General features: G+C 59.2%; 17 protein-coding genes. 3 read left to right on the top strand and 14 right to left on the bottom strand.

Annotated features, from left to right (window positions below):
- The first annotated feature begins 222 nt into the window (after positions 1 to 222).
- Positions 223 to 441, top strand: a complete 219-nt coding sequence (locus C2E25_RS07660; protein ID WP_103115171.1) for a hypothetical protein — start codon at positions 223 to 225, stop codon at positions 439 to 441.
- A 296-nt stretch (positions 442 to 737) separates the two neighbouring features.
- On the opposite strand, the gene cls is transcribed toward C2E25_RS07660, so the two are convergent.
- The 10 genes from cls to nadA form a co-directional block, all read right to left on the bottom strand.
- Positions 738 to 2,168: a cardiolipin synthase gene (gene cls, locus C2E25_RS07655; RefSeq protein ID WP_233189371.1), complete on the bottom strand. Its 1,431-nt coding sequence runs from the start codon at positions 2,166 to 2,168 to the stop codon at positions 738 to 740.
- Between the two features lie 361 nt (positions 2,169 to 2,529).
- Positions 2,530 to 2,859: a hypothetical protein gene (locus tag C2E25_RS07650; RefSeq protein WP_085011156.1), complete on the bottom strand. Its 330-nt coding sequence runs from the start codon at positions 2,857 to 2,859 to the stop codon at positions 2,530 to 2,532.
- Positions 2,860 to 2,958: 99 nt separating this feature from the next.
- A complete protein-coding gene (locus C2E25_RS07645; RefSeq protein ID WP_103115170.1) occupies positions 2,959 to 3,468 on the bottom strand; it encodes a rubrerythrin family protein in 510 nt (169 codons plus the stop codon).
- 176 nt (positions 3,469 to 3,644) lie between these two features.
- Positions 3,645 to 4,043 (bottom strand): PEGA domain-containing protein, encoded by a 399-nt coding sequence (locus C2E25_RS07640; protein WP_103115169.1) that lies wholly within the window; start codon positions 4,041 to 4,043, stop codon positions 3,645 to 3,647.
- A gap of 273 nt (positions 4,044 to 4,316) precedes the next feature.
- Positions 4,317 to 7,166, bottom strand: coding sequence for an excinuclease ABC subunit UvrA (uvrA, locus tag C2E25_RS07635; RefSeq protein WP_103115168.1), 2,850 nt, complete (start codon positions 7,164 to 7,166; stop codon positions 4,317 to 4,319).
- Between the two features lie 38 nt (positions 7,167 to 7,204).
- Positions 7,205 to 8,254: a 4-hydroxythreonine-4-phosphate dehydrogenase PdxA gene (pdxA, locus tag C2E25_RS07630; protein ID WP_103115167.1), complete on the bottom strand. Its 1,050-nt coding sequence runs from the start codon at positions 8,252 to 8,254 to the stop codon at positions 7,205 to 7,207.
- 132 nt (positions 8,255 to 8,386) lie between these two features.
- A complete protein-coding gene (locus C2E25_RS07625) occupies positions 8,387 to 9,346 on the bottom strand; it encodes a SurA N-terminal domain-containing protein (protein WP_103115166.1) in 960 nt (319 codons plus the stop codon).
- Between the two features lie 67 nt (positions 9,347 to 9,413).
- Positions 9,414 to 10,367, bottom strand: a complete 954-nt coding sequence (locus tag C2E25_RS07620) for a peptidylprolyl isomerase (RefSeq protein WP_158247184.1) — start codon at positions 10,365 to 10,367, stop codon at positions 9,414 to 9,416.
- Between the two features lie 23 nt (positions 10,368 to 10,390).
- Entirely contained in the window at positions 10,391 to 13,873 is a 3,483-nt protein-coding gene (gene mfd / locus C2E25_RS07615; RefSeq protein ID WP_103115164.1) for a transcription-repair coupling factor, read from the bottom strand.
- A gap of 269 nt (positions 13,874 to 14,142) precedes the next feature.
- Positions 14,143 to 15,060: a quinolinate synthase NadA gene (gene nadA, locus C2E25_RS07610; protein WP_103115163.1), complete on the bottom strand. Its 918-nt coding sequence runs from the start codon at positions 15,058 to 15,060 to the stop codon at positions 14,143 to 14,145.
- A 163-nt stretch (positions 15,061 to 15,223) separates the two neighbouring features.
- Between nadA and tatB the strand changes: the two genes are divergently transcribed.
- On the top strand, positions 15,224 to 15,640 hold the full coding sequence (tatB, locus tag C2E25_RS18095; RefSeq protein WP_199177379.1) for a Sec-independent protein translocase protein TatB: 417 nt from the start codon (positions 15,224 to 15,226) through the stop codon (positions 15,638 to 15,640).
- The gene (gene tatC, locus C2E25_RS07600; protein WP_233189369.1) at positions 15,633 to 16,406 is read left to right on the top strand and encodes a twin-arginine translocase subunit TatC; all 774 of its coding nucleotides are present in this window, start codon (positions 15,633 to 15,635) and stop codon (positions 16,404 to 16,406) included. The genes tatB and tatC overlap by 8 nt, the downstream gene beginning before the upstream one ends.
- 72 nt (positions 16,407 to 16,478) lie before the next feature.
- On the opposite strand, the gene C2E25_RS07595 is transcribed toward tatC, so the two are convergent.
- The 4 genes from C2E25_RS07595 to C2E25_RS07580 are packed head-to-tail and all read right to left on the bottom strand — an operon-like array spanning position 16,479 to position 24,237.
- Positions 16,479 to 19,295, bottom strand: a complete 2,817-nt coding sequence (locus C2E25_RS07595; protein WP_103115161.1) for a BPTD_3080 family restriction endonuclease — start codon at positions 19,293 to 19,295, stop codon at positions 16,479 to 16,481.
- Positions 19,292 to 19,852, bottom strand: coding sequence for a DUF4276 family protein (locus tag C2E25_RS07590; protein ID WP_103115160.1), 561 nt, complete (start codon positions 19,850 to 19,852; stop codon positions 19,292 to 19,294). The genes C2E25_RS07595 and C2E25_RS07590 overlap by 4 nt, the downstream gene beginning before the upstream one ends.
- Entirely contained in the window at positions 19,849 to 21,045 is a 1,197-nt protein-coding gene (locus C2E25_RS07585; RefSeq protein ID WP_103115159.1) for an AAA family ATPase, read from the bottom strand. Before C2E25_RS07585 ends, C2E25_RS07590 begins: the two co-directional genes overlap by 4 nt.
- 3 nt (positions 21,046 to 21,048) lie before the next feature.
- Complete coding sequence (locus C2E25_RS07580; protein ID WP_103115158.1) at positions 21,049 to 24,237, bottom strand: site-specific DNA-methyltransferase; 3,189 nt, start codon at positions 24,235 to 24,237, stop codon at positions 21,049 to 21,051.
- Positions 24,238 to 24,452: the final 215 nt, after the last annotated feature.

Genomic DNA, 24,452 nt, shown 5'->3' with positions numbered 1-24,452 from the left:
TAACCTGAATTATTCCATACAGTTAAGGGCAAGGAAAAAGCCGCCGGCATGCGCCAAAGCGCATTTTTTATACCATAGGTATGCAAGGTAAAACAAATACATCCTTAACTATTTGTTTTATCTTGATTTTTTATTGATATTGCCCTTGACATGATGCGCCCTGAGAGTAAACTTGTCGCTACGAAATGGTAATTTAAACCACATAAGAAAAAGGAGAGCGCCATGCACTGCCCGGTCTGCAAAAGTCTTGAGCAGGAACAGAAAAATCTCGGTCTTCACGCCGAGGGTTTTTACGAAAACATCACCGAATGCCGGATCTGTGGCAGCAGCTGGTCGGTCAACCACGGCGTTGCGGAACTGATCAGCGACCCGCAGGAGAAGTCCTTTCTGGAAGGGATGAGTGAATGCGTCGAGGGGGATGATTACGGCTGGGCCGCCTGAACTCGAGGACTGAAGCGCCGGGTCGCTCAGCCCACCTTCCGCTCGCTATTCATTGAAACATTTCCCTGAATCAGGGGGTTTGTACCGGATGAAGAGTGCAAGTGCTTGACCTGAATGCGATTTTCAAAAATCTAAGGCGCACCCATAGGTTCGCCGGTGATTTTTGGAAAGCGCAGGCAGGTTAATGATTTGCGCTATTCGCCGGTAATAAGCTCACTGATTCAGGATTTCAGTATTTAAATTGTTTTCAGAGCCGGCAGGGACACAACCACACTTCGCCGGAAATCAAGAACCCCTTACAGATACGGCGAAAACAACTTGCAGAAGGAGTCGGCCAGCTTGATGGTCAGCGGGCGCTGATCGATTTCGGCGAGGGTGATCTGCTGGGATCTGACACGGATGGCGTCGAAATGTTCACTGAGCTGATCGCACAGGGTACGGTCGAAGACTTCAAGGTTGAACTCGAAATTGAGACGCAGGCTGCGCGGGTCGAGGTTGGCCGATCCGACCAGACTGTAATGGTCGTCGACCAGCAGCAGCTTGCTGTGGGCGAAGGGCGGCGGCTGGTAGTAGATGCGGGTGCCATGCCTCAGCAGTTCCCAGAAATAGGCCCGCGCCGCCCAGGCGACATAGGGCAGATTGTTCTTCACCGGCAGGATGATCTCGACATCGACACCGCGCAGGGCGGCGGCATTGATGGCGGCGATCAGCGACCGCTCGGGGATGAAGTAGGGGGTCATGATGCGGATACGGTGGCGGGCACTGTTGAAGGCACCGATCAGGATCCAGCGCAGTTTGTCGTAATCCTCGTTGGGACCGGCGCTGATACCGCGGCAGAAGGCCGCCCCCCACTCCACCGGCGGCGGGTATTCGGGATTTTGAAACTTCTCGCCACTGGCGAACGACCAGTCTTCCCAGAAGGCCTCCTGCAGCTGGCCGACCACCGGTCCCTCGATACGAAAGTGGACATCGGCGGTGGCGCGGGGATTCTTGACATCGGCGGCCAGGTGCCGGTCGGCAATATTCATCCCACCGGTGAAGCCGACATGGCTGTCGATGATCAGCAGCTTACGGTGATTTCTCAGGTTGAAATGGATGCCGCGCCCGAACAGGGAGGGCGGCAGAAAACGCAACACCCTGATTCTCCGGTCGCGGATCAGCCTCCGGACAGGTGGAAAACTGTAGCGTTCACCGAGAGCGTCGATCAGCATCCTGACGGTCACGCCACGGGCGGCGGCGGCTTCCAGAGCGGCGATGAATTTCTTGCCTGTGGCCCCGGAGCCGAAGATATAGGTGGCGAGGTTGATTTCCCGCTCAGCGGCGTCAATCGCCTCCAGCATGGCGGGGTAAGCCTGTTCGCCATTGAACATCGGCACCACCCGGTTGCCCGAGGTCAACGGCCGGCGGGTGACACTGTCGGCCAGAGCGAGCAGCGCGTGGTTGTTTTCATGCAGGAAGATCGGATCGTAACTGAAGCGGGGATGCCAGTAGCTGATGCTCGGTTCGGGCCAGGGACGCTCTTCGCCGCGGGACTGGACATCCCGGGCGCGGGTGCGGATGCGGTTGACCCCGAGCAGCCAGTAAAGAACCACGCCGATACCGGGCAGAAAGAAGCAGAGCAGCACCCAGATCAACCCGGCCCGCGGATCGCGCTTGTTGAGCAGAGCGTGCCCGGCGGTGAGCATCGAAACCGCCGTCAGCAACAGCCAGAGAAGGGCGTCAAGCACTGTGGTCACCTCATCGGGTGCCCCGGGCACCGCGGTCCATATCCTGCCGTTGCTGCCGACAGAACAGTAACCTGAATCTGTGGACCCATGCCGGATGAAGAGTGCAAGGGCTTGGCCTGAATGAGGTTTTCAAAAATCTGAGGTGCACCCATAGGTTCACCGGTAATTTTCGGAAAACTCAGGCGGGTCAATGCCTTGTGCCATTCGCCGCCGACGTGTTTACTGATTCAGGATTAACTTGTTGAGATAACAGTAGCTTAGCAGAAAAGTAACAGGCTTACCGAGTGCGGTTCAAGAAAAAACGGTCCGCCGGTAAGGGCGGACCGTCAGGGGTCGGGTAAAAACCCGGCAGGGTCGAGGGTCATCGCAGACTGGTGGCGCACCGCGGGCAGGTCAACATACTGGTCGAGGGCACCTTGTGACCACAGGTCGGACAGTTGAACCAGTAACGGCAATAGCGACACTGGGGGTCGGAAACACCCTGTTTTTTCTTGCACTTCGGACACATACGATACATCTTGCGGCGTTCCACATAGTCTTCGAAAATAAGACCGCACTTGGGACAGGTCTCCAGGTCGCGTTTGCGGATTTCATATTCGCAGCCCTGTGTCGGGCAACGAAAAACGGTCTTGCAGTTTTTACAGAAATATTTTCCCTTGCTCTCTTCTTTACAAACAGGACACTTTTCCATAACAACCTCCCATCAGCCGAACCGGTCAACGGCAACCGGCCGCAATAAAAAAAAGCCGGGCCTGCGGGCCCGGCTTGCTAAGCTCTTTTCCAACAGGCCTCAATCGATTTTCCTGAACGCGGCAATCGCCGCGCCGCACACTTCACAGGGGCCATCCGGGGCACCCTCGATGGTATTGCCGCAGACCTGACAGACATAATAATCGATCTCAGCGTTCTGTCCAAGGCTGTCCAGCGCCTTCTGGTACAGTTCGGCATGAACCTTCTCCACGGTATTGGCGTAGGAGAAACTTTTCAGTGCCGAATCGAACCCGGCATTGGTTGCTTCACGGATCATCTCCGGATACATATCGGTAAACTCGAAAGTTTCGCCCGCGACCGCCTCCTTGAGATTGGCTGCCGTGTCACCCACGCCACCGAGAACCCGCAGATGGGCATGAGCGTGAACGGTTTCCGCGACGGCGGCGGCCCGAAACAGTTTGGCCACCTGGGCATGTCCCTCGATTTCGGCCTGCTTGGCAAAAGCCAGATACTTGCGATTGGCCTGGGATTCGCCGGCAAATGCTTCCTGCAGATGCTGCTCGGTTCTGGTGCCTTTCAGATCAGCCATGATTCTCCTCCCTGGAAGATAAACATGCATTAATCAGGAAACGATAACAATCTTGAGCCAGAGGGTGCAGTTTATCAGCCGGGACAGGATTGTCAACCATCACACCAGACCCGACGTACAAACAAAAAAGGCAGGCCCACAGGGCCTGCCTCAAGTTCTGCGTAACGGGATAAAACTCAGAAAGCGACCTTTCCCTGATCCTGCCGGGCCACCTGAGGGGTTTCCTGCTTGAGGACGAATTCGTAGCTGTCCTTGAGTTTCTTGGTGAACAGGGCACCGATCAGCAACGGGCTACCGAGCGGCAGGAGGATGCTGGCGGTCACCCACTTGGCACGCTCGCCACGATCAATCTCGTCGGATTTGAACGTATGTCGGACCGGCTCGTAGCCATCCTTTTGAATCACCACTTCATAGTCGGTTCCGGAATCGCAGCGGTATTCAAGTTTGCAGGGCGTGGTGCCGATCACTTCACCATTGACGATCACCTGGGCGCCGGGGGGCTCGGAAATAAAGGCAGCCTGGTTGGCGGCGCAGCCGCTGAGGAAAAGAACCAGAAGAGCGATGATTTTTTTCATATCCTGCGTTCCTGTCGACAAAGAGGTGTCGCGCTGGTGGCGGGTGCAGTCAACCTACCCAGTTGCAACCTGCATGCCACAACAGAAGAAACTCGACTCTTTTTATCGGCAATAAAATCTCTGCCCGAAACACACCTCGGTCCACTTGTCTTTTCAGCTTGTTGCCCCGCTATTGGCCGCCTCTTATCTTGTCGGACTTAACCCGGCAAAGGATAAGCTCTTTTTCACTCTTCGCCGGTCCGTGAAATCCCGTGGGCTTTTCACCACAGAGTGTCAGCCAACTGTCGCACCGGCGCCACACTTCCTGTCTGCCGCGTCAAGATAGGGACGCAGGAAGACCCCGGTATACGATTCCGGGGTCCGGACAACCTCTTCCGGGGTACCAACTGCCACCAGCCGACCACCGCAACTCCCGCCCTCGGGACCGAGATCGATCAGGTAGTCGGCGGTCTTGATGACATCGAGGTTGTGTTCGATGACCACCACCGTGTTGCCGGTCTCGACCAATCGCTGCAGCACCTGCAGCAGTTTTTCGATATCGGCGAAATGCAGCCCGGTGGTCGGCTCGTCGAGAATGTAAATGGTCCTGCCGGTGGCGCGTTTACTGAGCTCTTTGGCCAGCTTGACCCGTTGCGCTTCTCCGCCGGAAAGCGTGGTGGCGCTCTGGCCGAGCTTGATGTAACCAAGACCGACATCCCGCAGGGTTTCGAGCTTGTTCTTTATTTTCGGGATGTTCTCAAAAAATTTCGCCGCCTGGTTGGCGGTCATGTCAAGAACTTCGGCGATCGATTTCCCCTTGTATTTCACTTCCAGGGTCTCGCGATTGAAACGCGCCCCATCGCAGGTGTCGCAGGTGACGAAGACATCGGGCAGAAAGTGCATCTCGATCTTGAGGATACCGTCGCCCTGGCAGGCCTCACAGCGGCCCCCCTTGACATTGAAGGAAAATCTCCCCGGTTTGTAGCCGCGCACCCTCGCCTCGGTCAACTCGGCGAACAACTGCCGAATATCGGTGAACACCCCGGTGTAGGTGGCCGGATTGGAACGCGGCGTCCGCCCGATCGGCGACTGGTCGATATCGATCACCTTGTCAAGCTGTTCGAGACCGAGAATAGCGTCACAACGTCCGGCCCGTTGCCGGGAACCATTGAGGTGTGACGCGAGGGTGCGATAGAGGGTATCGATGGTCAGGGTCGATTTGCCCGAACCGGACACCCCGGTGACGCAGGTCATCACCCCGAGCGGGACGCGCACGTCAAGGTTTTTCAGGTTGTTCTCCCGGGCGCCGCGGATCTCGATCCAGCGCTCCGGCCGGCGGCGGGAAGCGGGCAGGGGAATCTGCAGCTCGCCGCTCAGGTAGCGGCCGGTCAGCGACACCGATGCGGCAAGAATCTGTCGGGGGCTACCCTGGGCGACCACCTCGCCACCATGCGCCCCGGCCGCCGGTCCCATGTCGATGACATGATCGGCCTCGAGGATCGTTTCCTCGTCGTGTTCGACCACCAGCACCGTGTTGCCGATGTCACGCAACCGCTTGAGGGTCTCCAGCAGCCGCCGGTTGTCACGCTGGTGCAGGCCGATGGAGGGCTCATCGAGAATATAGAGTACCCCGACCAGGCTGGAGCCGACCTGGGTGGCGAGACGGATGCGCTGCCCCTCGCCGCCGGAGAGGGTACCCGAGGTTCGGTCGAGGGAGAGATAGTCAAGACCGACGTGGGTCAGAAAGGAGAGCCGTTCACGAATCTCCTTGAGAATCCTGCGGGCGATCTGTTGTTCCCTGGAGGTCAGTTCGAGCCCGGAGAAGAACTCTTCCGCCTCGCCGATGGAGAGGGAACAGACCTGCTGGATATTGCGGTCGCCGATGCGCACGTTGAGCATTTCCAGCTTCAGCCTGGCCCCGTTACAGGTCGGACAGGGCATGACATTCATGTACTGTTCAAGCTGTTCCCGCACCGTGTCGGAGTCGGTCTCCCGGTAGCGCCGCTCCAGGTTGGGGATCACCCCTTCGAATGCCTTCTGGTAAAAGTGCCGCCGCTGTCCCTGGTCCCAGAAAAAGCGGATCTTCTCCTCCCCGGAACCGTGCAGGACAACCTGCCGTACCGGCTCCGGCAATTCACGGAACGGGGTCCGGATGTTGAACTCATAATGGTCCGCCAGCGATTCGAGGATGTTCTGGTAATAAACCCCGGTGCGGCTCTCCCAGGGCGCCACCGCCCCCTCGCGCAGCGAGAGGGTCGCGTCGGGAACCACCAGCTCCGGGTCGAAGTACATCCGCGTTCCGAGACCGGAACAGTCGGGGCAGGCCCCGTAGGGATTGTTGAAGGAAAACATCCGCGGGGTGATTTCCGGGTAGGAAACACCGCACTCGACGCAGGCGTGCTGTTCCGACCAGAGGGAACTTTCACCGCCGACCACCTCGACCCGCACCGTACCGTCGGCCAGTCGCAGGGCAGTTTCCAGCGAATCGGCGAGCCGGGTGCGGATGCCCTCCTTGACCACCAGCCGGTCGACAATCACCTCGATGGTGTGCTTCCTGTTCTTGTCGAGCGGGATCTCCTCCCCCAGTTCGTACTGCTCGCCGTCAACGCGAACCCGGACGAAACCATCGGCCTGCAACTGCCTCAGCTCCTTGCGGTATTCACCCTTGCGGCCGCGCACGATCGGCGCCAGCAGGCTCACCTTGCTCTTTTCCGGCAGCTCCAGCACCTTATCCACCATCTGCTGAACCGTCTGCGAAGCGATTTCCCGGCCGCACTTGAAACAGTAGACCCGGCCGATGCGGGCATACAGCAACCGCAGGTAATCGTAGATTTCGGTCACCGTGCCGACCGTGGAACGGGGGTTGCGGCTGGTGGTCTTCTGCTCGATGGAGATCGCCGGGGAGAGACCCTCGATGCTCTCGACATCCGGCTTGTCCATCTGTTCGAGAAACTGGCGGGCGTAGGCCGAAAGGGATTCCACGTAGCGCCGCTGCCCCTCGGCGTAGATGGTATCGAAGGCGAGGGTCGATTTGCCGGAGCCGGAGACGCCGGTGATCACCACCAGCTTGTCGCGCGGAATCTCAACGTCGATATGTTTCAGGTTGTGCTCGCAGGCACCCTTGATGATGATTTTGTCGGTCATAAAAATCTAAAATCGGCTAAAGGGAAAATCAAAGACGGCTAAGGGCTTGAGGGGGATTCCTTTGGCCTTTGGCCCTTAGCCTTTGGCCGCTTCCGGGTTTTGCTCATCTGCTCCGCCATGCGGATCGCGGCCAGCAGGCTGGCGGTACTCGCAGTTCCAGTGCCGGCGATGTCGTAGGCGGTGCCGTGGTCAACCGAGGTGCGGACAATCGGCAAGCCGAGGGTGACATTGACGGCATCGTCGAAGTGCAGCAGCTTCAGGGGGATCAGTCCCTGGTCGTGGTACATGCATATCACCGCGTCGTAGTCGCCGCGGGCGGCGAAGTGAAACAGGGTGTCGGACGGGAAGGGGCCCCGCACATCGATTCCCCTGTCACGCCCCTGCACGATGGCCGGGAGGATCAGCCGCTCTTCCTCGTCACCGAACAGTCCTCCCTCCCCGGCGTGCGGATTGAGCGCCGCCACCGCCAGGCGCGGTGTCTTGAGGCCGAACTGTTCGCGGAAAGCATGATCGACGATGCGGATGGTGGCCAGGACCTCCTCGCCGGAAAGCACCCCGGGGACATCACGATAGGCGAGATGGGTGGTCACCAGGCAGACCCGCAGCCGCGTGCCGGCCAGCATCATCACCACCTTCTCCACCCCGCAACGCTCGGCCAGCAGCTCGGTGTGGCCGGGAAAATGGATGCCGGCGGCGTTGATCGCCGCCTTGTTGATCGGACAGGTGACCATGCCGGCGGCTTCTCCGGAGAGGCAGGCCCGCGCCGCCGCCTCGACATAGGCAGCCATGGCCCGCCCGGCGGCCGCGTCCGGCCGACCGTAGACCAGCCTGTCCGCCGGCAGGTTGGATACCGGCCGGACCACCAGCGAACGCCCGCCGATACGCAGCCGCTGCAGTCCACCAGCCTCCGGCTCGGCCCGAACCTCGGCATCGAAAACGCGCGCCGCGCGCCGCAGCACACCGACATCACCGACCACCTGCAGCGGCCGGACACGGTTCTCCAGCCCCCCTTCCAGCAGGACCTTGACGAGCAGCTCCGGGCCGACCCCGGTCGGGTCGCCCATGGTTATAATCAGCGGTTTATCCATAAATGAAATCCAAAATGGTAAGCAATGACTATAGCCGAGCGTGAGCGCAACAGGCAAGCAAAACAGAAAAAGGCAGAAAGGATTGCCGCGATCCCTTCTGCCTTTTCAGCCTTCAGCCTTCACTTCAGCCGGTTATATTCTGACATCGATGTAGGAATCCTTCTTCAGGGTTGTCGTCCATTTTTTGAACTGGCGCTCCCGGTCCTCATCGACCAGCGTCTGCTTGATCTCTGCCTTGACCTGGTCGAAATTGCGGATATGACCGGGGGTGCGATCGACAACCTTGAAGATCAGGAACCCCGCCAGAGTCTGCACCGGGGAACTGTAATCGCCGGTTTTCAGTCCCACGAGGGCTTCGCGGATGGCGCCGGAAAGCTCCCCTTCCTTGAAACGGCCCATCTCCCCTCCCTGGGCCTGTCCGGAAGATTCAAGCTCCTTCAGCAGGGCGGAAAAATCTTCACCGGCGCGCAGCCTGGCCAGCGCCTGAGCGGCACGTTGACGAACCTCGGCGATCTGCGCATCATCGGCATGCTGCGGCAGAGGAAACAGCAGGTTGGCGAGCTTGACGAAGGGGGGCTCACGATAATCATCGATATGGGTGCGGAAATAGAGGCGGATATCGGTGTCGGTGACATCGATCTTGCTCTGCACCTGGCGACCAATCAGCTTGTATTGCAACAGCTGGGCGCGCAGTTTTTCCCGATAGGCATCGTAACTCATTCCCTGGACTTCCAGGGCCTTGCCCAGTTGCTCCCTGGTGAGCTTGTTCTTCCGCTGCACGTCAGCAATGGCCTGGTCAATCTCGGCGTCACTGACGGTCAGCCCGAGGGTCTTGATCTGCTGTTTGACCAGAACCTGATCAATCATCCGGTCGAGCAACTTTTCCCGCAACGCCGCAATCTGCTGCGGCGGGATCTTGCGTCCCCTGGCCTCGGTGGCGAAATATTCCGCCAGCTTGAGATCAAGCTGGTGGGTGGTGATGATGTCATCGTTGACGATCGCGGCGATCTTGCTGACCAGTTCGGCATGAACCGGTCCGGCAACCAGCAGCAGCAACAGAAAAATCGGCAGGGTTCGTTTCAGGGTCCGCATGGCGCTTTCATCAATTCATGTTCGGGTTCAATACGCGGGACGTACCGGCGGCGCGGGCAGTATCCCGTCAGTCGCCGTCAGTTTCATCCAGCAAATCCAGGTTGACTTCGATCTCGGCCCGCTTGCGCAGATTGACGAGCCAGGTCTGGTAGGCCCGTTGCTCCGCATCGCGCTGCAACTCTTTTCGGATCTCCGGAGCCGCTTCTTCGAGCTTGAGCTTCTTCGCCGGACGCCGCTCCTCAACCAGGAAGAGGTGATAGCCGTAGGGGCTCTTGACCAGGCCGCTGATACGGCCGACCGCCAACTTAAAAACCACGGCATCGAATTCCGGCGGCATCTGGCCGCGGGCGAACCAGCCCAACTCCCCACCCTGTTCACCATCCGGGGAGAGGGAATAGCGACGCGCCAGGTCGGCAAAATCCTCCCCCTGGCGCAACCGACCGAGCAACCGTTCACCCGTTTCCCGTTCGGCAACCACCAGTTGCCGCGCCCGAACCTGTTGCGGGCGATTGAACTGGTCGCGGTGGTTTTTATAATAAGCGGCGACCTCGCTTTCAGACACCCGCACCCCGGAATAGGCCGCCAGCGCGATCACCTTTTCGATGCGCAACCCTTCGGCCAGCCGGCGCCGCCAGTCATCACGGCTCAGGTCCTGTTCCCGCAGCTGTCGCTCAAACTCCTGCGGGGTATAATCGGAGGTCGTTTCCTCCAGCGCCTGTTCCACCTCACTCGGCGTCACCACGACATCCAGCCGGTCGGCTTCGGCCAGCGCCAACTCCCGGTCGACAACCTGCCCCAGGTAGCTGCGCCGCAACGTCCGCCGCTGTTCCGGGCTGAGCTGCTCTTCTCCGGGCAGCGTCCGCTCGAAGGAGCGATTGAACCGTGCCAGCGTAACCTCGCGTCCGTCAACCCGCAACAGCACCGGCGAGCGCCCTGGTCCCTCTTCCCGACAACCACTCAGCAGCATCGCGAGAAGTATTGAAAAGAATAATAACCTGTTGAAAACGCGGAAAACTTTCATCTCTGCGCGGCAGGCTACCATGCTCAGAGCAGGCGCCGCAATTCATTTCTGGCCATCTCCAGCAACTCCCGGCCGGCGATTTTACCACAGTGCACGGTGAGCCGATAGTCCGGAGAAAACTGGTAGCGGTCGGGTTGCCGCAACAGGCCGAGAATCTTTTCCGGCGGCACCGGGGTCTGGGCATGAAAAGCGCAGACCAGTCGTCGACCGTCATATTCGGCCTGCTCGATCCAGAGCTGCTTGAGCAGCACCCGCAGGCGCATCACCTCCAGCAGCAGGGACGCCGGGTCGGGGATTCCCCCGTAACGGTCGCGCAGTTCATCGGCCAGGGCATAAAGATCCTCCTCCGCGTCGGCACCGGCCATGGCGCGATAAAGAACCAGCCGCTGGTTGGGGTCGGAAACATAGCTTTCCGGCAGGTAGGCCGAAAGCCCGAGACGAATTTCCGGGTCAACCTGCGGGCGATGCTCGCGGCCCTGCAGCTCGGCGATGGTCTCCTGCAGCAGTTCAGTGTACATCTCGAAGCCGACGGCGGCGATCTGTCCGGCCTGGCGGGCGCCGAGCAGGTCGCCGGCCCCACGCAGCTCAAGATCATGGCTGGCGATGCGAAATCCGGCACCGAGTTCGGTCAGATCCTGCAGCACCTTGAGCCGTTCGCGCGCCTGCCGGGTCAACGCTCCCTCACCGGGGATCAACAGGTAGGCGTAGGCACGCTGTTTCGACCGTCCGACCCGGCCGCGCAACTGGTAAAGCTGGGCGAGACCGAAACAGTCGGCACGGTTGATAATGATGGTGTTGGCGCGCGAGATATCGAGACCGCTCTCGATGATGGTCGAACAGACCAGCACGTTGCTGCGCCCCTCGATGAAATCGATCATCACCTTTTCCAGCTCTTTCTCCCCGAGCTGGCCATGACCGACGGCGATCTTCGCCTCCGGCACCAGGTTGCGCAGGTAGTCGGCCATCGGCTCGATATTCTGCACCCGGTTGTGGACAAAGAAGACCTGCCCGCCGCGCCGCAGTTCGCGGCGGATTGCCTCACTGACCAGCTCCTCGTCGAAACGGGTGACATAGGTGCGGATCGCCAACCGGTCGACCGGCGCCGTCTCGATAATCGACAGATCGCGCAGACCGGCCATCGACAGGTGCAGGGTCCGCGGAATCGGAGTGGCGGTCAGGGTCAGCACATCGACCTCGGCACGCAGTTTTTTCAACCGCTCTTTGTGGGTGACACCGAAGCGTTGTTCCTCGTCGATGATAACCAGGCCCAGGTCCTTGAAACGGACATCACGCTGCAGCAATCGGTGGGTGCCGATCAGGATGTCGACCCGGCCCTCCGCGGCACGCTGCAGAACCTCCTTCTGCCGCGCCGGCGGGACGAAGCGGGAGACCATCTCCACCGTCACCGGAAAATCCCTGAGCCGCTCACGGAAGGAAACCAGATGCTGCTGGGCCAGAACCGTGGTCGGCACCAGCATCGCCACCTGACGACTGTCAAGAACCGCCTTGAAGGCGGCGCGGATGGCGACCTCGGTCTTGCCGTAGCCGACATCCCCGCAGACCAGACGGTCCATGGTCTTCTCACCGGTCATGTCCGCCAGCACATCTTCGATGGCGGCCAGCTGATCGGGGGTTTCCTCGTAGGGGAAGGCGGCCTCGAATTCCCGGTACAGGCGGTCCGGCGGGCTGTAGCGATAACCACCGGCCAGTTCCCGGCGGGCATAGATCTGCAGCAGTTCACGGGCCAGTTCCTCGACCATGGCGCGGGCCCGCAGACGGGCCTTTTCCCAGCCCTGACCACCCATCTTGTCCAGCTTCGGCTCTCCCCCTTCGCCCCCGACATATTTCTGTACCTTTTCGATCCGGTCGATCGGCAGGAAGAGCTTGTCGGCTCCGGCATATTCAAGATGGAGGAAATCTCCCTCGACCGGACCGAGCTGCAGGTGTTCAAGCCCATGGTAGCGGCCGATACCATGGTCGGCATGCACCACCAGATCGCCATTTTTCAGTTCCGCCAGCGAGGAGAGCAGCGCCCTGGCGCGCTCTTCGTTGCTGCGCCGACGCCGAACACGGCGACCGAACAACTCCTCCTCGGTGATCACCACCAGCTTTTCCAGCGGCAGGCGGAAACCGGACGCAAGGTCCCCGCGTACCAGCTGCAGTTCACCGGCGTCGGGCAGGGTGGAAAAGGGCGGGGGATCGGCGGGCAGGTTGAGACCGTAGGGCGCCAGCAGGTCGGCAAGCCGTTCCGCCTGGCCGCGGGTATGACAGACCAGCAGAATCCGCCAGCCGCCCTGCCGCCAGGAACTGAACCGTTCGACCAGCTTCGCCAGACCACCGTCCGGCTGCTGCAGATCGGCCCGCAGGTCGCCGTTTCCCTGAGCATCGACCCGGAACAGGGGATGATCATCCTCCAGCCGGTAGACCTGCAGGCTGGAGAACTCAAGCCGCGGCCGCAGACTGAGCTGCTGTTCCAGTTCTTCCGGCGTGAGATAGAGACTCCCGGCCGCGACATAGGGTTCCCCGCGCCGGGCAGCCGCGACCTCACCGTCGCGCACCTCCCCGGCGAAAGCGTCCGCTCCCTGCTCGACCGCCGGCGGATCGACCAGCACCCAGCGGGCATCGTCGACGTAGTCGAAGAGGGTATCGAGCCGCGCATAGTTGAGCGGCAGCAGGAAACTGCGACCGGGCGCGAGCAGACCTTCGCGCGCCTCGTCGGCAACGGTCTCCCTCACCGACCGGGGCAGTCCGAGCTCATCGCAGCGATCCTTGAGCCGGGCCAGAAAACAGTCCAGATGCTCCCCGGCAAGAACCAGCTCGCGTGCCGGCTGCAGTTCGACCCGGGAACAGGACTCCGGCAGGGAGCGCTGACTGGCCGGATCGAAGGGACGAATCTTTTCCAGCGTGTCACCGAAGAATTCGAGCCTCAAGGGCCGTTCGCCGCTCGGCGGGAACAGGTCGAGAATGTCACCGCGCACCGAGAAGGTACCTCGATCCTCAACCAACGGCACCGACTGGTAACCGAGTTCACCAAGGCGCGTCAGCAGCTGATCACGGGGATATTCGATATCCAGCTCGAAGCATTCGCTGAGTTGGACCAGAACCTGTCGCGGAATCAGTTTCTGCAGCAGCGACTGCACCGGCAGCACCACCGCCCGCAGCTGACCGGAGGCGAGACGCGCCAGGGTCGCCAGCCGCGTCGCCTCGACCTCGGGATGCGGCGTCAAGGCGTCGTAGGGCCGCATCTCCCAGGCCGGCAACTGGCCGATCTCCCCGGGTCGGCCATGGTAACAGGCGAGATCCTGCGCCAGCCGCGTCGCCTGCTTCTGGTCGGGCGCCACCACCACCAGCGGCCGCGCCGCTTCCGCCAGCAGCCGCGCCAGCAGATGCGTCCCGGCACTGCCGTGCAGACCGATCACCTCGGCACGGCCGGTCGAGGCGGCGCACTGCTCGACAATGCTGCGGATGGTGGCGTGCTGGATATCCTGGGATGGGTCCTGGGTCATGATGTTATAGAAGTGCTGTGAAAATCTCGCCGCTCGTTCGCTGCGCTCACTCAAGACGCCAAGCCCGCCAAGAAAGTCAAACCGCAAATGGCACGGACAGGCGCCGACTGGAAACCGGCATACTGTACGTCCCCGGCGCTACGAGAGCAACTCAAGTAAAAAAGGGCGTGTCCGGCACGCCCTGGAATTATTCTGAAGTTGTAAACCCGCTCCGCAGCGGAGGCCAAGGACAACGACGCAGATGAGTGCTTTTCAGCCGTCCTCGTACCCTAATCGCGGGGGACTGCCAGCATCCTGTCCAACGCCTTTTTCGCCCGCACCCGAATCTCCTCAGCCACCGTGATGCGCGGCTCAAGGGTCTGCAGCGCCCAGAGAATATCCTCAAGATTGGTCAGTTTCATGTTCGGGCAGATCAGCGCCTGGCTCGGCAGGATGAACTCCTTGCCCGGGTTCTCCTTGCGCAGCCGGTAGAGAATGCCCATCTCGGTGCCGACGATGAACTTGCGGGCTTCACTGCTGCGAGCATAGTCGTACATGCCGCTGGTCGAACAGATATGGTCGGCCAGCTCGAGAATTTCGGGGGCGCACTCGGGGTGGGCCATAAACAGGGCATCCGGGTGGTCGGCGCGGGCCTGCTCGATATCGGCAACCTTGAGCCGGTCGTGGGTCGGGCAATAACCCTCCCAGCAGATGCATTCCTTGTCCGGCAGGTGCGAGGCGATGTAGCGGCCGAGATTGCGATCGGGCACCAGCAGCAGTTTTTTCGTCTTGAGTGAGCGGGCCACGTTGACGGCGTTGGAGGAGGTGCAGCAGATATCGCTTTCGGCCTTGACCGCCGCGGAGGAATTGACGTAAGTGACCACGGTGGCATCGGGATGCTGCCGCTTCAGGTCGCGCAGCCCCTCGGCAGTGACCATGTCGGCCATCGGACAGCCGGAATCGGCACGCGGCAGCAGCACGGTCTTCTGCGGGGCAAGGATGGCGGCGCTCTCGGCCATGAAATGGACCCCGCAGAAAACGATCACCTGCTTGTCGGTGGCCGCCGCCTCCATCGACAGGCCGAGGGAATCCCCGGTGATGTCGGCTATTTCCTGGACTTCGTCGCGTTGATAGTTGTGCGCCAGCAGCAGGGCGTCGCGCTCATCACACAGACGGCGAATTTCCTCTTTGATCTCTTGCTCAGTCATGACGATCCTTCTTAATCTTCCATTTGAAGATTCCGTAAACGGCACAGGGGCGCAGTCTAGTGGAAAAGTCCTGCTATGTCAAACCGTTAAGCACCTTTCACATCCTTGACTTGCCCCCTGATTGCGGCTATTCTCAACCGACTCTCAACCAGGACTATACGACATGTTTGGAATCGGCTTCCCCGAGCTGCTGATGATTCTCGCCATCGCGCTGATGGTCATCGGCCCGAAAAAACTCCCCGATATCGCCCGCGCCATGGGGCGGGCCATGAATGAATTCAAGAAAGCAACCGACGAATTCAAGCATACCATCCAGGAGGAAACACGTACCGACGAGCTGCGCCGGCAGATTCTCGACGGCGGCAAACTGCAGCCCCCCGACAGCGCCGAGGAAGAACCCGGCCCCTACTACACCGGGGTGAAAACCGAGGCCGAACGCGAGCCGCAGGAAGGGGTCGGACCGCTGGCCGGGCCGACCACGGAAGAGGCCGACGGGGAGGACGCGTTGCGGGACGATTCGGCCAATGCCGAACTGGATGACGCGCAGGACAGCGAAAACAAGGATGAGCAGCGTGGCTGAAGAACAATTGCCGCTGATGGCCCATCTTGAAGAACTGCGCAAGCGCCTGACGATATCCGCCGTTGCCTGGTTCGTAGCTTTTCTCGGTTGCTACAGCTTTGCCGAACAGCTGTTCGGCTACATCGCCACGCCGGTGAAGACCGCCCTGCCGGAAGGCAGCTCGCTGGTCTTCATCAATGCCACCGAGCCCTTCTTCACCTACATGAAACTCGGCGCCCTGGCCGGTTTCCTGGTCGCCCTGCCGATCATCTTCTGGCAGGTCTGGGCCTTCATTGCCCCCGGACTCTACAGCAACGAGAAACGGCTGGCGATTCCTTTCGTCCTCGCCAGCTGTCTCTGCTTCGGCGTCGGTACTTACTTCGGCTTCTTCTTCGTCTTCCCGCGCATCTTCACCTTCCTGATCGGCTTCGGCCTGAAGGGTAGCCTGGCACCGATGCTGTCGATGGGCGGCTATCTTTCCTTCGCCACCAAGCTGCTGTTCGCCTTCGGCGTGGTGTTTGAACTGCCGATCATCATTTTCTTCCTCGCACGCATCGGCATCGTCGACTACAAGTGGCTGGCCGCCAAGCGCAAGTACGCGCTGGTGATCGGCTTCGTCATCGGCGCCGTGCTCACCCCGCCCGATGTCTTCTCCCAGACCGCCCTGGCGCTGCCCTTTGTCATCCTCTACGAAATCGGTATCTGGGTGGCGCGTTTCTTCGGCAAGAAAAAGACCGAGGACGAGTTCGACAACGAACTGGAGGATGAGGAGGGTGAGGCGGACTGATTACTTCAACTGCCCGCAAGAAAACGGGCAGCATCCCCGATAGCGGGGTGCAGCCCGTTTTCTTGGTAACACTTAGATTTGGTGCTTCGACAGCACATCTTGGATTTGATGAGGTTCCAGAACCACATCCCAACACCAGGAGCCAAAGCCGCCTTTGCCATTGATGGCTTTCACCCAGACATCGAGAGCCTCCCGCTTGGCCTTGTTCTGAGCGGAGTCCTGCCCCTTTATCTCCAGCACCAGCGTCTTGCCATTCGACAGGCGGATCAAGAAATCCGGCACATATTTCCGCTTTGAACCTTTCCAGAGATAATGAAGCTGGAAGCCGAGATGATCGTTCTTGGCGTAAGCGAGCACCTTATCACTCATCTCGAAAAGGTCGGAGGCATGCTTCTCCCAGGCGCTATCGCCGACCATGTGGCTGATCTGGGATTTTTGCGTTGGGTAGCAGTTTTTGGTTGTGTACCAGGTCCGCATGTAGGCGGTCGACCCGATAGGGGATTCTTCATCGAAGACCGGCTCAAGTCGCTCCTGATTCTGCTCGTGGATAAAGCGCAGCAGGTGCTGCACGACCTGATCAATGTTGAGCGCGTAGAGGATACGCTTTCGCAGGGGATCCTGGTGGAACAGTGAGGGGATCTCTAAACGATCAGATTCAAGAAACTCTTCCACCAGACGGATCAACTGGAAAACAAGATACTCCTGTCCACCGTCGAACCCTTCACGCATTGCGGCGAAAGCCTTGCGGGCGGCAAGGAAAGTCAGGCGCTGCAGACGAAAACCCTCTGGCAAGGCTTCGAGGTCGATCTTGCTGACTTTGCTCAAATCGGCAACCCCACCCACAGCAGGTGCCAGCTCGGCAGAGATGGGAGTCTGTGCCGGGTCGAGCGTCAGCACCTCGACACTCTTCCAATCTACACTCAGAACTGGGCGTACAACCCGATCAATGCGCAAAACATTTGGCCAGCGGATCTCGCAATTTGTTCGTTCCGGAAGCGATTCGATCTGGGTGCTCGGTTTGGGCGGTGGTGGCGCCTCGCTACTTTCACCAACATCCTGGAAAATGGAGAGTGGCACACCGAAGACATTGACGTACTCGGGCCGAAAAAGTTCACGCTCAATGCCATCGGCGCCCATGACCATTTCCGTATCATAGTTGACCCGACGCAGGCCGCGGCCGATCACCTGCTCGCAGAGCAGCTGGCTGGTAAAGGCTCGCAGCCCCATGATATGGGTTACATTCTTGGCATCCCAACCTTCGGAGAGCATGGCAACGGAGATGACTTTCTGCAGGTCTTGACCCGCAGCCCCGCGTTTACCGACATTGTCGATAATCTCACGTAGCAAGGCCTCTTTCTTGAGCTGCAGCAGTTGCGCCTTGCGGGTTGCCGGGATATCTGTCGCTTCAACAATCTCTTTGAGACGCGCCTCGTAGACCTTGTTGCTCGTAGCGCTTTCGCCCCTTTCTGCTTTTTCGAGCACCTTGGAATCGACCCGCAGCGTCCGGTTGGGAGCGTGCATTTCCGGCCAGTGTGCGTCTCCCTGGTTGAAATAATACTCGATCCGCGCAGCTGTCTCGGTCCGGTTACAGACTGTCAACATGACTGGCGGAGAACTGTGGCCGGCGGCCGCCCACTGCTGAGCGGCCTCACGCCAATCGGCCCCCAACAGCGTGTAGGCATCCTGAACCAGCTTGGGCAGTGACTCGTGAGGCTCCGCCTTTCGGTTGAGGTCCTCTGCGACATCGGCCTCGCGGTAGATATGATAAAGCTTCGAGCGGTAATCCTTGGCACTCGGCAGGGCATCATCCCGCACCACAACCCGCGGAGTCTTGACCAAGCCCGCCTCAATGGCATCGTTCAGGCCGAAGTCCGAAACAATCCATGTGAACAGCCCGGCTTCGCTGCTCGCTTTGCCGGTCGGCGCAAATGGCGTCGCCGAAAGATCGAAACAGCGCTGAATCCTCCGGGTCTTGTGAATCCGGTCGAGCCCTTCGATCCAGCGGGTTGCTTCGTCCAGATCAATCCCCTGCTCGGCTGCGTGCTTCTTGCTGATCTTGGCCTCGGCCGGCACGCGATAGGCATGGTGTGCCTCGTCGTTGATGATGACCAGATCCTTGTAGCCGGAAAGCTTGCCGAGAACCCGGCGGATGAATGCCTCGTCGCTTTCCGCCCCTTTCTTCACCACCGAACGTTTCGTCTCTTTCAACGGCATCAGGGTGTGCCAGTTCTCTATCAGCAATTCAACCTGGTTCAGCTTCTGGCGCAGCGCTTCAGAGGGGCAGAGGCTGAACAGGTCGTAAACATTGTCCGGCTCTCCTGGATAGAGGACCCTCAGGCGCTCCTTGACCGTGATGCCGGGAGCGACGATGAAGATGGCGCGGGAGTAGTCCTTGTTGCGTTTCGGATAGGTCAGGGCGTTCAGGGTCTGCCAGGTGATGATCATCGCCATCACCGTGGTCTTACCGCTGCCGGTCGCCATCTTGTTGCAAATCCTCTTCCATGGTCCCTCGTCGCCGGGGATATGGATGCCCTGCTTGAACTCCGGTACAGCTTCGACCCACCAGATCAGGGTCTCTATCGCCTCAAGCTGGCAGAAGTAGAAGGGGTAATCCCGGACGCTGCGGTCACACCAATGCTCCAGGAGGCGCCGCGTCACACTGGTGACACCGGGATAATCGGCTGTACGCCAGGCATCGACCCGCTCGCGGATACTGTTGACCAGCGTCAGCGGCTCGACACGGCGGGTATTGTTGCGGATGTCGAAAATCTCGTACCCCGCCGGGCGGCGCTCCGGAACCAGAGCTAACGAGCCGTCACGAGCCTGCTGCCAGTACTGAGCGGGAACCTCGTAAGGTGAGTTGATAATGAGAGACTTCGGCTGGCTCACTTGACAGCTCCTTGAACCAGACGCTGCACGCCCTCAACAAAGACCTGAAAGCTGCGTGAACGATTCCGACTGGGGTCCAGGTAGTGCCCAATTTTCCGAGCGCCATCTCTCTTCTGATAGGTCGGGATAAACCGTCTGAGTTCTTTGACTGGACTACCAAGGTTGTCGGGTGTGCGGAATTTAGCTTTCTGAGCCTGCTTGCCAATATTCGGCTGGTCAAAAGCCTCACCAACCGCTTCAAGCTCACCAACAAACCAAGCTTCTAATTCACGGCAGGCAATTCGAACAAGAGCCTCTCTCTCTGCGTCTCGACACCGCTCGATAAGGCCGGCCTTGATCACCTTGCAGTCCCCGCTATCCTGGTCGCGTAAAACGACAAAGAGGCTGTTTGGTCTCAACCAGGCACGCAGTTTTCGCGTCATCCGTTTTTCCAGATCCTGCTTCCCTTCAAACACCAGGTATTCGGTGTGGACTTCAGGAGGCAAAATTCTGGGCAAGATCCCCTCCAGTGCATCTTGCGCAGAGGGTTCCTCGAGCAGAAATACGAGTGTTATCACTTTGGATTGGCCCCCCGAAACAATCCTTCTTTCCACAAATAACCCATCTGGTCCCCCTCAGCCATAAACGCGGCAAGCTGCTCGTCATCTTTTGCTCGATGAACCTTTGTAAATCCATCCTCTTTTTCCAGCCAGAAAACCTCGTCCAACTCGACGGCATTTAAAAAATCGGGCGAGTGGGTTGAAACGAAAACCTGGCTCCCACGGGCCGAATAGGCTCTAAACTCTTCCGCCAACTCCCAGAGGAGCGAAGGATACAGCTGGTTTTCAGGCTCCTCTACGCAAAGCAGGGGGTGCGGATTGGGATCGTAAAGAAGCGTCAAATAGGCGAGCATCTTAATCGTCCCATCCGAAACAAACCGTGCCAGAATTGGGTCCTCAAATGCACCGTCCTGAAATTTCAACAGGATGCGACCCTCCTCGGTCGGCTTCGCCTCAATATTGGTGATGCCGGGTACTCTGCTTTTCAGTTTCTCCTTGAGTGTGGAAAAAACCTCAGGATGGTGCCTGTAAAGAAAATCGATGACCAGCGAAAGGTTCTCCCCTTCGCGAGAGAGATGCTCTGCGTAGCCGGTCTCTTGCTCCGGCCTTGCCTTGCTGATATGAAAATCAGACAAATGCCAATTTTCGATAAGGTTTCCTAAGGCCACCACGGCAGGGAACCGTTCAAACTGTGCCAGCCCTTTAATCGCAAGAATGTCGGGACTTTTTAAAGTCTGCGACTCACGCTCCAGCATTCTGACGTCATCGACTTTTTCCAATTCGTTGGTAACGGCCTCACCTTTGCCATAATTGAAATCGAGAAAATGCCAAGGTTGTCCGCCGCTACCACGGCGATATTTAAGTATCTCTCTGGCGACAACCGGTCTGCCATTTTTCTCGTCGAGCGAGAGAAAATAGGTTATGAGTGTGGACGACCGACGCCCCAGATTGGCCCTGAGCTTCAGTTCGATCTCGATCGGGCCATCGCAACCCCTGGTTCTCACCTCCTGAAAACCACGACTTCCTCCCAAGCGCCCAAGCGCCGCTGTGACGTTGGTCTCCATGGCATCACGGAGGAACCCCAAAACAGAAAACAGGGTGCTTTTCCCCGTGCCATTGGCCCCGACCAGCACACAAAACCCCGGAATGTCCTTGAGGGTTACATCTCTGAATGCGCGGAAATTTTTCAGTCGAATGGATTCTATTCGCATCACTTATTCCTCCAACGCAAGTATCTTCAAACTCTCGATCCCCCGATCATCGATGATCTTCACAGCCACCTTGCGGTTGTCGCCGACATCGAAGGGGAGGGAGACGGTGCTGTGGTATTGGCCGAGCAACTCTTCGTTCAGTTCGGCGCGGATGTTTTTCTTCAGTTTATGCCAGCCATCCTTCTTGCCGGCCATAGGGAAGAAGACCTGGCGCGGGAAGAGGGAGCGCTCGTCGTAATCGGTGTCGAGCAGCCACATGGCGATCTTCCCCTTGCCGCCGGAGACCAGCTCCCCCTTCTTGGTGTCAAAGTAGTCAAAGCCGTTCACCTCGACCTCAAACTGGCCGTCCTTGCGCCGGCGCACCTCGACATCGGGCTGGCCCATCAGCCAGAAACTCTGGTTGCTGGCGCGCCCCTTCTTCAGGTCTTCGGTGAGCAGGTCGGTGTTCATCTGCGCCTTGAGGGCGGTGATCCCCTTGAGCTGGTCGATATCCTTGGCCGCCTCGGGGTCGAAGGTGAAGGCGCAGTAGACGATCATCTGCGGCAGCGGGAAAAGCTCGCCCGCCTCGCGCAAGGCCAGCTCGACCTGGCGCTGTTCCAGCGCCGCGTGTTCGGGGCCGAAGGAAACCACCACCCGCTCGCCGCTGTCGAGATGACCGCTGGCGTGCAGGTATTCGGTCCCCGGCAGCGACTCCAGCTCGGCAAACCTGAGCAGCTGCCCGCCCTTGCCGCGAATGCCGGTCTTCAGCAGCTCGTCGCGCCACTGGTGCTGACGGGACGATTCCCCCGAACGGGCGATGGCGACATCGGCTTCCTCTGCCGGTTTCGCCTCGTCGAGGGAGAGGACGGTGGGGAAGGGGACCGCCTCAACGGTGAACGGCCCGGTGATGCGCAGCTTGTTGCGGTCCGGCTGCGGCTGGTCGTAGAGAATCTCCTGGTCGGCGTGGGTAGCGATGGAGGCATCCATCTGCTGCTGCATCGCCTGCCGGGCCTTATGGAAGGTGTCAAAAGGAACTTGCGCCGCCGCCGGCCAGTCGTCGGGAAACTCGAAAGGAACCTCCCATTCCTTTAGCCCCTCGCCCTTTGGGAGAGGGGTTGGGGTGAGGGCGTTGTTCAACTCCGCCAGCACCGCTTCAATCGCCGGGTGCATCCGCTCGTAGATTTCATCGATCTCCGGATTGTTGGCGATCGACTTGAGGGTGATGTGAGGGACGGTCTTGTAGATGAAGCCCCCCTTGAGCCCTTCGTGGGGATACTTCAGCTCGTAGTAATCGAAACTGGCGGTCATCAGCCGCTGCTTGGCCAGGGTCACCGCCACCCGCGAGGTGTCGCAGGTGATCCAGCGCCGGCCCCACTTCTCGGCGACATAGGCGGTGGTGCCCGAACCGCAGGTCGGGTCGAGCACCAGGTCGCCGGGGTCGGTGGTCATGAGGAGGCAACGTTCAATGATGGTCGTCGCTGTTTGAACCGCATATATTTTTGGATCTGTTCGGCTTTGAATTCCACCGCCGGTATCAGCCCAAAAGTTGGTATAAGCAATTGCACCAAAGTCATCAAAGTACTTTTTGAACCGAAGTTTACCTTTGCCGGTAGTAAGAATTCGACTTGCCCGCCCAACCCTCCGCATACCCTCTTGGCCAGTTCTCCACCCGCCTGCAGTTGGCGATGAAACGACGCCTTGATATTCAACGGGGAAACTCGTTCCCTCGCTGCCGGTGCGACTAGTAAGGCCCTGGTCTGTAAAAAATCTTACTCCATCAGCTGTAGATTCCTCGATTTCGCTTGTTGGTACAACCTTCCCATCGGGCAGCTGCGCATATGAGTATCTTGTCGCACCTTCCTCGCCAAGCTCTAGAGGCACGTAAAGCTGTCTATACTTCAGTTGTTTTGTGTTTTTCCCAAACCACACCACATAGTCGTTGACACGGTCGAGAAAGGAAGACCCCAAACCAACAGATGTCTTGTAGGCAATTTGTGCGACAAAATTTTCTTCGCCAAAAATTTCACCCAATAGGTTTCTGACAAAATGAACATTCTCATCAGAAATCTGCACAAACACACTCCCCGATTCACTCAACAGCTCCTTCGCCAGCAGCAGCCGGTCGCGCAGGTAGGTCAGGTAGGAGTGAATCCCCAGCTCCCAGGTATCGCGGAAGGCCTTGATCATCTCCGGTTCCTGGGTCAGGTCTTCGTCCTTGCGGTCCTTGACGTCGCGCTTGCCGACAAAAGGCTGAAAGTTAGAGCCGTACTTGATGCCGTAGGGCGGGTCGATGTAGATCATCTGCACCTGCCCGGCCATGCTCTCCTTCTGCAGCAGCGAGTTCATCACCAGCAGCGAATCGCCCGCCACCAGGCGGTTGGCCCAGCCGCGCTCGTGGCGGTAGAAATCGACCGCCTCGCGAAAAGGGACGCTCTCGAAGGGGGCCTCGAACAGCCCGGCCTGCACCATCGTCTCGACCTTCTGGCCTTTGCGGTCGCGCAACTGCTTGCGCACCGCCGAGAGGATGCTCATCGGGTCGATGCGCTCGTGAACGTGCAGCGAGACGGTATCGACCTCGAAGCTGGTGCGTTCGGCCTTGCCGGTCCAGTTGAGGTAGGGGGCCTGCAATCGCTTCAGCTCTTCAAGGGCTGTGCGCATCATCTCCTGATCGCCGGAGTCGAGGGCGTCGTCGATCAGCTTCTCGATGGCCGAACGACCAACATCGAACTGCAGGGCCGGGTCAAGGTGGGGGTCGTAGCTCCAGGTGGTCGGTGGGGTTGCCGGGTCGGTCACCGGGGTGACCATGCCGACTTCGGGATTGTTCTTGCGGTTATCGAGGTGACGGTAGGGGATGACCTGGGTCTTTTCGGTCGTTTTTTTCGCTTTTTTGCTGGCCTTTGCCGCAGGGGTCTTTGACGGGGCAGGTTTGAGCGTTTCGGTTTCCGGCGGCTTCTCCTGGATCTGCAGACTGAATTCGGCCGTCGGGTTGGCCAGGCGCACCGAGCCGCCGCGTCCCTTGCCGCGAAGTAAGGTGCCCTGCTCAATCAACCCTTCACGCAGACGTTCGAACTCGCCATCAAAGAGGGTGTGATTCTGCTGTTTGGCGACCTCATGAAACTGCCGTTCTAAGGCCTTGTTGCCAACACTGGTACCATCGGCGGGAACTAGAGAGAGCAGAAGCTCGGTAAGCTGCTGACCGGTTTCGCTGGACATCCCTCCTCCTTCGAGTTGTGCAAAAACATAAAATGATTCACTTTTTTCGCACAGATTCCCATTCAGGTCAACACATAGGAGTGTTAACCACCTGAAATCAAGTAAGTTTCAGCATACAACAATTCGACCAATCGACAGAAGAAACATCCGGTCGCCCGCTACAAGGCGGTCGAGACGAGCCCAGATGCAAGGCTTGCGAAGACTGAAACCGCAGG

Origin of the sequence: Geothermobacter hydrogeniphilus, from assembly GCF_002898515.1 — a bacterium.
In the GTDB taxonomy this organism is placed as follows: Bacteria; Desulfobacterota; Desulfuromonadia; order Desulfuromonadales; family Geothermobacteraceae; genus Geothermobacter_A.
Note: the sequence above shows the minus strand (reverse complement) of the source record. Positions and strands in the feature narration are given on the sequence as shown.

Bases quoted from the DNA above. Each gene is read 5' to 3' on its own strand.
- C2E25_RS07640 (WP_103115169.1), bottom strand. From the start codon at position 4,043: ATGAAAAAAATCATCGCTCTTCTGGTTCTTTTCCTCAGCGGCTGCGCC.
- tatB (WP_199177379.1), top strand. From the start codon at position 15,224: ATGTTTGGAATCGGCTTCCCCGAGCTGCTGATGATTCTCGCCATCGCG.
- uvrA (WP_103115168.1), bottom strand. From the start codon at position 7,166: ATGACCGACAAAATCATCATCAAGGGTGCCTGCGAGCACAACCTGAAA.
- C2E25_RS07620 (WP_158247184.1), bottom strand. From the start codon at position 10,367: ATGAAAGTTTTCCGCGTTTTCAACAGGTTATTATTCTTTTCAATACTT.
- C2E25_RS07625 (WP_103115166.1), bottom strand. From the start codon at position 9,346: ATGCGGACCCTGAAACGAACCCTGCCGATTTTTCTGTTGCTGCTGCTG.
- mfd (WP_103115164.1), bottom strand. From the start codon at position 13,873: ATGACCCAGGACCCATCCCAGGATATCCAGCACGCCACCATCCGCAGC.
- C2E25_RS07660 (WP_103115171.1), top strand. From the start codon at position 223: ATGCACTGCCCGGTCTGCAAAAGTCTTGAGCAGGAACAGAAAAATCTC.
- pdxA (WP_103115167.1), bottom strand. From the start codon at position 8,254: ATGGATAAACCGCTGATTATAACCATGGGCGACCCGACCGGGGTCGGC.
- nadA (WP_103115163.1), bottom strand. From the start codon at position 15,060: ATGACTGAGCAAGAGATCAAAGAGGAAATTCGCCGTCTGTGTGATGAG.
- C2E25_RS07580 (WP_103115158.1), bottom strand. From the start codon at position 24,237: ATGTCCAGCGAAACCGGTCAGCAGCTTACCGAGCTTCTGCTCTCTCTA.
- C2E25_RS07645 (WP_103115170.1), bottom strand. From the start codon at position 3,468: ATGGCTGATCTGAAAGGCACCAGAACCGAGCAGCATCTGCAGGAAGCA.
- C2E25_RS07585 (WP_103115159.1), bottom strand. From the start codon at position 21,045: ATGCGAATAGAATCCATTCGACTGAAAAATTTCCGCGCATTCAGAGAT.
- C2E25_RS07650 (WP_085011156.1), bottom strand. From the start codon at position 2,859: ATGGAAAAGTGTCCTGTTTGTAAAGAAGAGAGCAAGGGAAAATATTTC.